This is a genomic window from Acinetobacter sp. AB03, assembly GCF_058107045.1.
In genome coordinates, this window is record NZ_JBUEBA010000002.1 from 2200571 (window position 1) to 2209502 (window position 8932).

Consider the following 8932-nt stretch of genomic DNA (forward strand, 5'->3'; position numbering starts at 1 on the left):
TCTTTGTTCTCACCGAGCATATGCCACACTCGACTACCATAACTGTTTGCCCAACGATGCGCTGTTTGAGGCTCTAGCCCTTTGATTTCATGCATCAACTCTGCACATAAAACCTCGATAGAACTAAAACCTTCCGCACCGGGGAGTTTTGCCTCAGCCGTCCATTCCGCCTTCATGTGTGAAAAATAACGTTTTAGCTGTAGCAAAGCCGCTTCCGCCAACTTGCGATAAGTCGTTAACTTTCCACCATAAACAGATAATAATGGTGCTTCATCCGCAACAGGTTTAGACATCGACAGTACATAATCACGTGTCACTTTAGAGGCTTGTGTACTTGCATCATCATACAATGCCCTTACACCTGCAAAGCTTGAGATTACATCTTCTTGCTGTAATTGAAGCTTGAAATGGTCATTAATCACATCAATCAAATAAGCAGTTTCCTGCTCGGTGATATGGACATGATTTGCATCCCCCTCAAACTCTACGTCCGTGGTACCAATCAGGCTGTATTCATCTAAATAAGGAATTACAAACACAATGCGTTGATCATCATTTTGTAGAATAAACGCATGCGTTTCCGGGTATAAACGCTTCACAATGATATGGCTGCCCTGAACCAATCGAATGCCTGCCTTTGGTGTTTGGGACAGTTGTTGTTGAATAAAATCTGTGACCCATGCACCTGTTGCATTGACTAAGCTTCGAGCTTTAATTTGGTAATGTTGTTTTTGATGCTCTAAGGTTAGACACCACACACCCTCCTGCTGAACCGCAGAAACGCATCGCGTTTGTGTCCGAATTTGAGCCCCTAGCTCATGTGCTTGAATTGCATTGACTACCACCAAACGCGCATCATCCACAGTACAATCTGAATATTCGAAACCACGTTTAATCGTATCTTTTAGCGGGCTATCGACATTAAAATGAACAAGCTCTGAACCCTCTAATGTTTCTCGTTTTGCCAAATAGTCATAGATAAACAAGCCTGAACGAATCAGCCACGCCGGACGCAAATAAGGTAAATGCGGCATAATAAAACGCATAGGATGGATCAAATGTGGGGCTTTTTTTAACAGTACTTCACGCTCTAATAACGCTTCACGCACCAAACGAAATTCTTTCTGTTCGAGATAACGCAATCCACCATGAATAAGCTTGCTACTGGCTGAAGACGTATGACTAGCTAAATCATCTTTTTCACAGACAAAAACACTTAAACCACGCCCTACAGCATCATTTGCAATGCCCACCCCATTGATGCCCGCGCCCACAACGGCAATATCATAAATGGCATCTGTGTCTTGCATATTCACCTCTCTCATTGAGTTATTGTGTTATTTTTGTTCTTCACGCTAAACTTAACATCAAAATCCAACCTTGTCATACTCCAAAGCCATTCAGATCAGAGGAAATTCGTTATTCTAAATAAATTAATAACTGCATCTATTTTTACAATTTAATTTTTAATTTTGACTATTCAGTGAAAAGTCGACTAATTTCCAAGCTAAAAAACACTTTCTTTTCTAAAAATCAACATTCACCATAAAATAAAAAAACCCTATAACCCCTTGTATTTTAATTGACTATTCACACATTAAAAAATCACAAGAGTTTGTTTTAGATAAGTAAAACGATAATTTCCCATTAAAATAAAGATATTCATTAGAAAAACTTAACAGCATATAAATCATACCAACATTTAGACTAAAGTCGAATGAAGTCCAAGGATAAGGGGCGTATAACGAAACAGAATTTTTTGTTTAATCTTAAAATATATTGTTTTAACTTTTTCTACTTAAAAAGTTAAAAGATGTATTTTCCGAACTTCTCTTTGGGAAATTTTTGTGACTGATCTATCTCCCCAAACTGCTCCAGTAAGCATCGATAAAAAGACCCGCTTAAAATCGATTCTCGGTGGTTCAGCTGGCAACTTAGTTGAATGGTATGACTGGTATATCTATGCCGCATTTACCTTATATTTCGCGCCACAGTTTTTCCCTGAAGGGGATGACACGGTAAAACTTTTACAAGCTGCTGCCGTCTTTGCACTGGGCTTCCTGATGCGTCCTATTGGCGCGTGGATCATGGGCATTTATGCAGACCGTAAAGGACGTAAATCAGGTCTTACCCTGTCTGTATCTTTAATGTGTGTGGGATCTTTGATTATTGCCTGTGCACCCACCTATGCCAGTGTGGGTATGCTCGCACCTGCCTTATTGCTTTTTGCCCGTTTATTGCAAGGTTTAAGTGTTGGTGGAGAATACGGTTCAAGCGCAACCTATTTAACGGAAATGGCTGGCAAAAACCATCGTGGTTTCTTCTCTAGTTTTCAGTATGTGACCCTCATTTCTGGTCAGCTCTTAGCACTGTGTGTGTTGATCATTCTACAACGCACCATGAGCGAAGCACAGTTATCTGAATGGGGCTGGCGTATTCCCTTCTTCATTGGTGCTGTACTTGCCATTGTGGTGTTCTGGATTCGTCGTGGTTTAGTTGAAACCCAATCCTCAAAAGATGCACAAGAACAGGCTAAAAATGGTGGCCCAAAATCTAGTGCACTTGCTTTATTTACCAAATATCCAAAGCAAGCCTTCACTGTGATTATGCTGACTGCGGGTGGAACGCTGGCATTCAACACATTCACGACATATTTACAAAAATACCTAGTCAACACCTCAGGTTTTGAGAAAACCACAGCAACAGAGATCACCACAGCAGCAATCTTTGTCTTCATGTTATTACAACCTGTTGTGGGTGCACTGTCTGATAAAATTGGTCGTAAACCAATTATGATCACTTTTGGTGTATTGGGTGTACTGTTCACGATTCCAATTTTCAACGGTCTAGGTTCAACCAGCAGCCCAACAACCGCATTTATGTTATGTATGAGTGGTATGGTGATTGTGACAGGTTATACTGCGATTAATGCCGTAGTTAAAGCAGAGCTCTTCCCAGCGCATATTCGTGCACTAGGGGTTGCCCTACCTTATGCGATCGCCAATACCATCTTTGGTGGTACAGCAGAACTTGTAGCGTTGAGTTTTAAAAACGCAGGACATGAAAACTACTTCTTTTACTACATCACCTTCATGATTGGTTTATCTCTACTGACTTACATCTTTATGAAAGACACCAAAAAGCACAGTATGATTACCGATCATTGATGCTTAAAGTAAGCATGTAAGTTAATAAACTAAACATAAAAAATGCCTTCGCGAATGAAGGCATTTTTTATGTTTGATCAATTTTTTGCCGAAACTTGATCGATTGAAATATCGTGAATTACACCCGCGTATGGCATACTAAGAACAAGAATAATGTTAGGAACTTTTTATATGAAAAATACGTATAAACTTTTAGGCTTAAGCTGTATCGTTTTAGCAGTATCTGCATGTCAAAGCACGCCTCGCCAATACAATGGCAATGTTGGTTATCAAATTGAACATCAATCAGCGTCGAGCGCTACCCTTGCTTATACGCTTGCTGCTCGTAAAAATCAGCAACTTGATGAAAATAAATTACAACGTGCTTGCCAAAAAGTTTTAGGTTCACAAAAAAATTATAAATTGGCGATTTTAAGCATTAATGAAATTCCTAATACTGCAGCAGATGTTCCCGAATATGGACGCCAAATTGGTCAAACCCGGGCCACTTTTGGCTTAAGCAATACACCCGACTTACACCAAGGTGAAAACTTTGCAACACGCGAATCACTTGAAGCACGACCAAGCACACTGCATGTTGTGCGCTATACCTGCTCTTAAGACCTTCTGATATATAAAAAAGGGCTTAGCGCCCTTTTTGAACACTCAAAGTTCGATAAAAACTCACATTGCGAAACTCTGGTGACTCATCTAGATCTGGCCAAGTTGTGGCACTACGCTCATCGAGCTTTATGTATTGCTGATGACTAAAATTTTTAACACGACTATCCGCCACCCAAACTTCAGGTGCAAACTTTAAAAATTCATCTAAAAAGAAACGATTGCATTGATCATATAAAACATCAGCAGCCAATAGAACATCGACCTGTTCAGATTGATACAAGTCATCCAAATACTCTAGCTCTACATTATTAAGTTCTGCATTGGCATGGCAAGCATCGAGACTAACGGCATCAATATCGCAACAAATCACACGTTTTGCACCCGCTATTTTGGCTGCAATCGCCACCACACCTGAACCTGCGCCAAAATCCAACACCACCTTATCTTTGACATGATGAGGTTCTGCCAGTAACCACTGCGCCATGGCTAGGCCTGAAGCCCAACAAAAGATCCAATATGGTGTTTCATTCCAAATGCGACGAATGATTTCATCATCCAGTTTATCGGTTGGAAACACGGGAGGAATGAGCCACAGCGAAATAGATGTTTCAGGAAGCTGTTGCGCAAGCAATTCACACTGTGGAATCACTTCATGCAAGGCTTGAAGTAAATGATCTGGGGCTTTGGGGAATTGGAAAGTACAGCTCATGGACATTTTATATTTGTAGAATTTTTTAATAAACGCACAACGGAGTCTTACACATTAAGACGCATGATATGCATAACCTTCGGTTCGACCTACTTTTGTTTCGACAAAAGTAGGAAAACCATTGCCATTTGCTGAACTCGACTGAAATCATCATTTATTTACTGCTTCGCAGAAACATTTTTATCAAATTTAGTCCGGCCTCGAACAACAGCAAATGACGATGTCACGACTCCCAAACCATCATAAAACTGATTTTAGAGTCTTATAAAAATTAACCTAAAGCTTTCTCAGCCGCTTCAACTGTTTGACGAATTAGTGTCGTAATCGTCATTGGGCCAACACCACCTGGAACAGGTGTGTACGCAGAAGCCACTTCTTCAATACCGACCAATTGAATGTCGCCTACCCCACCACCATCACGTGGATGGAAACCAGCATCAACAACCACTGCACTTTGTTTGATCCAATCTTTTTGAATCAATTCTGCCTTACCAACCGCACCCACGATAATATCGGCTTGTTTCACAAAGTCAGCTAAGTTCTGAGTACGTGAGTGGCAGATCGTTACGGTCGCATTGGCTTGAAGTAACATCGCAGCCATTGGCTTACCTAAAATTGCAGAACGACCTACAACAACGGCATGCTTTCCAGCAATTTCAATATTGTTTTCTTGCAAAATAGTCATAATGCCGGCAGGCGTCGCAGAGCCATATGCTGCTTCTCCCATGGCCATACGACCAAAACCAAGACACGTTACGCCATCCACATCTTTTGCAAGAGAAATTGCATCAAAACATGCACGCTCATCAATTTGTTCAGGCACTGGATGCTGAAGTAAAATACCGTGAACATCAGGATTTGCATTCAGTTTTTCAATTTCAGCCAACAATTGTTCAGTGGTGGTCTCTTTTGGCAGTTCAACTTTAAGTGAGTCCATACCAACACGACGGCAGGCATTTCCTTTCATACGTACATAAGTTGCAGATGCACCATCGTCACCCACCAAAATAGTCGCAAGAATTGGGGTACGACCTGATTTTGCTTTGAGCGCTTCAACGCGAGTTAACAAGTCAGCTTCAATTTGTTTTGCCAATGCACGACCATCTAAAACTAATGCCACGGCACATCTCCAAGTGTTGATATGAATCAATTTTGCACATAATACATGATAATTTTAAATATTTTTCGCTATATGCTGTTTTTATGCGCATACGAATGAAAGCACTATTGTTTTTTTTTCAGAGCTTGCTAATATACGCATCAACAAGACGCGGCGGGGTGGCAGAGTGGTCATGCAGCGGACTGCAACTCCGTGGACGCCGGTTCGATTCCGACCTCCGCCTCCATCTTGTTAAAGCCCGAGTGGTGAAATCGGTAGACACAGGGGATTTAAAATCCCCCGCCCACAAAGCGTGCCAGTTCGAGTCTGGCCTCGGGCACCATTCTTATACTTCTAAGCATGGTGCATATAAAGAACCCAGCGTTAAGCTGGTTTTTTTATGCCTACAGAAAAAGCATAATGCAATGCACAAAAAAAGAGAGCACATTGACTCTCTTAAAAATAATATCTCATTCGTTTATCACGATAAGGGTGGTAATAAATAATGTTGCAGATCATGTTCTAATTTTTCTTGAAAATGAGCTGGCTCAATAATTTTAATGTATGGAATCCAATAACGCACCAAAGGTAAAAGTTGCATTTCATGGCAAATTTGACAATCAATTAACAAACCACCTGATGCATCTTCTAGTACGATTTGTTGCTCTGGCAATAACAGACGTTGCTTAAAATATAAGGCAACTTCAGGCCGCACCGATATTTTCACCGTTTGCTTATGCTTTGCAAACCAAATCCCCTCACTGAGCTCTAATTGGGTCAAAACTTCTAAATGGTGATCGAAAAGCTCCGACTCATGTACAACCACTTGATCTATTTTACTTAAACGATAAGTACGTAATTCATCAGCTACAGCTACAGCTGCAGCCAAATACCAACTTCCCTGATGATGAATTAAACGATACGGGTCAACATGGCGCAAAAGATCATTATAAATAAAACTGATTTTTTGACGCTTATGAATCGCGCCAGCAAAAACCTGAAAATGTTCAGCAAATTGCTGTGCATTTTCATAATAATAACCTTTGGCAGAGAATACTTGATTTGCTCTTTCATCAAGCAGGCCACGTAGAAAAGACATATCTAGAGATGGATAGAGCTCACTGATCCCAGAAAGCTGCGCAAAGTTTTGAATGTCTTGTAGCTTAAAGCGCCCAAGATAAACAGGATCTAAAAAGTACTTCTTGGTATATTCATCTTGAAGTAAAGGCAAATACGTATTGAGACGATCAAAATCTCGCTCTATTGTCCGAGTACTCACCTGAAATTCATGTGCTAATTCTGCAACCCCTAATTGATATCCAGTATTTAATTTAGTCAAAATATTCGCTAAACGCTCCGCAAGGCGTTCATGTGTTGAAGCTTTACGCTTCATATTGCCCTCGCTGCACAATCAATGTTGTGTCTTTATTTATAGTTAAATGCCTAAGCATTATATTCAATATAAGTCACTGAATAATATTAAGTAAAAGACAAACGGTCAGCTTTCAAGCTATGTCATGTTTTTATCAAAAAAAATCGATCAATGTTTTTTAGATTTCTTCTTCTTTACTACAGTTTGCTGATGCGCTAAACGCTCTATATAACGCTCAAAATGAATTAAAGCTTTATATAGCTTATGTAACTCATCAGGTAAAACACTATTATAGATAACCGCCTTATGCAAGCGCTTGAGCGCACGGAAACCATGCGCATGTGTATATGATGTCGATAAAATTTTCATGACAACCCTCTTTTCTGTTTTATTTTTCATTTAAAACCACGTAAATTTGTCAGGTTTAAATTTAGTTGCAAATTTACACCACGGTTTTGACAGGTTGTGTCGAACAGTTATCATTTTTTAATCTTTGTGAAATTATTTTCTGTTTTCAGTACATTATTTTTATTTTTTGGAAAATTTTAGACAAAAGAAAAGCTGACACTAGGTCAGCTCTACTTTTTATACTATAGAAATATTACAGAATTTTTACCACAACTTTACCCACGTGCTCACCCGTATCCATGCATGCATGTGCTGCTTGAATCTGATCGAACTCAAAAGTTTGATAAATCATTGGCAAGCACTCACCTTTGGCCCATAGCGGTGCTACATGATCTTGTAAACCTTGTGCAATCTCAGCTTTCTCAGCCGTATTTCGTGCACGCATGGTCGAACCCGTGATGGTTAAGCGCTTCATCATAATTTGCCCCAACTTAACCTCTTTGGCTTTTGCACCCCCTAAAAAGGCAATATAAACCAAACGTCCATCGCGGCGGAGCAAGTTCAAATTTTTTTCTAAATACGGTGCACCCACCATATCTAAAATCACATCAACACCCGCATTATCCGTTTTCTCATTGATCTCGTGTTCAAAGTCTTGGGTTTTATAATTGATGGCATCTGTCAAATTCGCAATAGCTTGTACTTTTTCATCGCTGCCGACGGTTGCAAAGGTTTTAATGCCCAATGCTTTACATAGCATGAGTGCCGTGGTGCCAATACCACTGGTTCCACCATGTACCAACACCACTTCCCCTGCTTTTGCTTTACCCATTTGGAACACATTGGCCCAGACCGTGAAAAAAGTTTCAGGAATAGCCGCCGCTTCCACAAAGCTTACATTTTCTGGAATATGTAAAGTTTGGCTTTGTGGAACCACACAATACTCGGCATAACCACCACCATTGGTCAAACCACAAACTTTATCGCCTAATTTAAACTGGGTAACTTCAGCTCCAACTGCAACGACCTCACCTGCAACCTCAAGCCCTGGTACTTGTGTTACCCCAGGTGGCATCGGATATAAACCTTGACGCTGTAAAATATCCGGACGGTTAATACCAAACGCATGGACCTTAACCAGGACCTCATCTGCTTTTGCTTCAGGGATCGTCACTGTTTCATATGCCAGCTTATCCACACCACCCGGCTCTGTAATAATGACCTGTTGCATCGTTGTTTGTGACATGATTTATTCCTAACTCTTGCGATATTTTTCAAGTTTCATAGACCTATTTGATCATAGAAATAAATTGAAATGAATAACACCGTACTTATGTATAGTCTGAAGACTATTTTGCTGCGCGATAGCACTGATCATTGATAAAAAAAGCAAGCTGCGACTGCACTCGACATCCCTCTCAAACATTACTTAGAACGATTCGGGCCAAATGAAAAGCACAGGTATCAGTTGCGTGGCTGATCAGGCAAAGATACAAACTGCATTAGAAATTTACGAACCAAAGGCAAAAACACCATAATCAGAGGAAATGCAATCAGCCAAGATAGACTCCAGCTTTTGAGCCAAAGATGGAAGAAATTATGCACTAAGCCTTTATTTAACAGTAAGTTAAAAC

Annotated in this window: 9 protein-coding genes and 2 tRNA genes; 4 read left to right on the forward strand and 7 right to left on the reverse strand. The window is 40.3% G+C overall.

The features are described from left to right. On the reverse strand, positions 1–1310 hold a 1310-nt coding region (gene glpD, locus ACY3FQ_RS11180; RefSeq protein WP_489774052.1), incomplete at its 3' end, for a glycerol-3-phosphate dehydrogenase. 537 nt (positions 1311–1847) lie between these two features. On the opposite strand from glpD, the gene ACY3FQ_RS11185 reads away from it, so the two are divergent. Together ACY3FQ_RS11185 and ACY3FQ_RS11190 are read left to right on the forward strand one after the other, a co-directional pair. Beyond that, the gene (locus tag ACY3FQ_RS11185; RefSeq protein ID WP_279740728.1) at positions 1848–3167 is read left to right on the forward strand and encodes an MFS transporter; all 1320 of its coding nucleotides are present in this window, start codon (positions 1848–1850) and stop codon (positions 3165–3167) included. 171 nt (positions 3168–3338) lie between these two features. Beyond that, entirely contained in the window at positions 3339–3767 is a 429-nt protein-coding gene (locus ACY3FQ_RS11190) for a hypothetical protein (RefSeq protein WP_058869220.1), read from the forward strand. A 25-nt stretch (positions 3768–3792) separates the two neighbouring features. Here the strand turns inward: ACY3FQ_RS11190 and ACY3FQ_RS11195 are convergent, their stop codons facing one another. Both ACY3FQ_RS11195 and folD read right to left on the reverse strand, forming a co-directional pair. Continuing rightward, the gene (locus tag ACY3FQ_RS11195) at positions 3793–4479 is read right to left on the reverse strand and encodes a class I SAM-dependent methyltransferase (protein WP_126035850.1); all 687 of its coding nucleotides are present in this window, start codon (positions 4477–4479) and stop codon (positions 3793–3795) included. Between the two features lie 271 nt (positions 4480–4750). Continuing rightward, on the reverse strand, positions 4751–5599 hold the full coding sequence (gene folD, locus ACY3FQ_RS11200; RefSeq protein ID WP_078390150.1) for a bifunctional methylenetetrahydrofolate dehydrogenase/methenyltetrahydrofolate cyclohydrolase FolD: 849 nt from the start codon (positions 5597–5599) through the stop codon (positions 4751–4753). Positions 5600–5751: 152 nt separating this feature from the next. On the opposite strand from folD, the gene ACY3FQ_RS11205 reads away from it, so the two are divergent. Together ACY3FQ_RS11205 and ACY3FQ_RS11210 are read left to right on the forward strand one after the other, a co-directional pair. Then, positions 5752–5825 (forward strand) — tRNA-Cys (locus ACY3FQ_RS11205). 10 nt (positions 5826–5835) lie between these two features. Further along, a tRNA-Leu gene (locus tag ACY3FQ_RS11210) sits at positions 5836–5921 on the forward strand. Positions 5922–6059: 138 nt separating this feature from the next. On the opposite strand, the gene ACY3FQ_RS11215 is transcribed toward ACY3FQ_RS11210, so the two are convergent. The 4 genes from ACY3FQ_RS11215 to ACY3FQ_RS11230 form a co-directional block, all read right to left on the reverse strand. Beyond that, entirely contained in the window at positions 6060–6971 is a 912-nt protein-coding gene (locus tag ACY3FQ_RS11215) for a helix-turn-helix transcriptional regulator (RefSeq protein WP_010326277.1), read from the reverse strand. 147 nt (positions 6972–7118) lie between these two features. Then, on the reverse strand, positions 7119–7349 hold the full coding sequence (locus tag ACY3FQ_RS11220; RefSeq protein WP_406935408.1) for a hypothetical protein: 231 nt from the start codon (positions 7347–7349) through the stop codon (positions 7119–7121). A gap of 202 nt (positions 7350–7551) precedes the next feature. Continuing rightward, positions 7552–8544 carry an NAD(P)H-quinone oxidoreductase gene (locus ACY3FQ_RS11225; protein WP_010326276.1) on the reverse strand — a complete coding sequence of 331 codons (993 nt, stop codon included), beginning with the start codon at positions 8542–8544 and terminating at the stop codon, positions 7552–7554. 218 nt (positions 8545–8762) lie between these two features. Further along, positions 8763–8932, reverse strand: a 170-nt coding sequence (locus ACY3FQ_RS11230; protein WP_279740736.1) for a DUF2798 domain-containing protein, incomplete at its 5' end; no start/stop codon positions are given.

What these genes read in the sequence shown, in the direction of transcription:
- ACY3FQ_RS11190 (WP_058869220.1), top strand. Translation starts at nt 3,339, where the DNA reads ATGAAAAATACGTATAAACTTTTAGGCTTAAGCTGTATCGTTTTAGCA.
- ACY3FQ_RS11215 (WP_010326277.1), bottom strand. Translation starts at nt 6,971, where the DNA reads ATGAAGCGTAAAGCTTCAACACATGAACGCCTTGCGGAGCGTTTAGCG.
- ACY3FQ_RS11195 (WP_126035850.1), bottom strand. Translation starts at nt 4,479, where the DNA reads ATGAGCTGTACTTTCCAATTCCCCAAAGCCCCAGATCATTTACTTCAA.
- ACY3FQ_RS11225 (WP_010326276.1), bottom strand. Translation starts at nt 8,544, where the DNA reads ATGTCACAAACAACGATGCAACAGGTCATTATTACAGAGCCGGGTGGT.
- ACY3FQ_RS11220 (WP_406935408.1), bottom strand. Translation starts at nt 7,349, where the DNA reads ATGAAAAATAAAACAGAAAAGAGGGTTGTCATGAAAATTTTATCGACA.